The organism is Erwinia sp. PsM31, from assembly GCF_030433775.1.
GTDB lineage: Bacteria > Pseudomonadota > Gammaproteobacteria > Enterobacterales > Enterobacteriaceae > Erwinia > Erwinia aeris.
Genome location: NZ_JARUWZ010000070.1, coordinates 1 through 524, shown reverse-complemented (window position 1 = coordinate 524; position 524 = coordinate 1). Strand labels below are relative to the sequence as shown.

At 55.3% G+C, this 524-nt stretch carries 1 protein-coding gene; it reads left to right on the top strand.

The window, feature by feature from the left end; all coding sequences use genetic code 11:
- The coding region (locus tag QCD69_RS22480) for an EF-Tu/IF-2/RF-3 family GTPase (RefSeq protein WP_301253574.1) at positions 1 to 524 on the top strand (524 nt) is incomplete at both ends.

Genomic DNA, 524 nt, shown 5'->3' with positions numbered 1-524 from the left:
GACACCCCAATCGTTCACGGTTCCGCGCTGAAAGCGCTGGAAGGCGACGCCGAGTGGGAAGCGAAAATCATCGAGCTGGCCGGTCACCTGGATAACTACATCCCGGAACCAGAGCGCGCAATCGACAAGCCGTTCCTGCTGCCAATCGAAGACGTATTCTCCATCTCCGGTCGTGGTACCGTTGTTACCGGTCGTGTAGAGCGCGGTATCGTTAAAGTCGGCGAAGAAGTTGAAATCGTTGGTATCAAAGATACCGTGAAATCAACCTGTACCGGCGTTGAGATGTTCCGTAAGCTGCTGGACGAAGGCCGTGCGGGCGAGAACTGTGGTATCCTGCTGCGCGGTATCAAGCGCGAAGATATCCAGCGTGGCCAGGTTCTGGCTAAGCCAGGCACCATCAAGCCACACACTCAGTTCGAGTCTGAGGTTTACATCCTGTCCAAAGACGAAGGCGGCCGTCATACTCCGTTCTTCAAAGGCTACCGTCCACAGTTCTACTTCCGTACAACTGACGTGACCGGTAC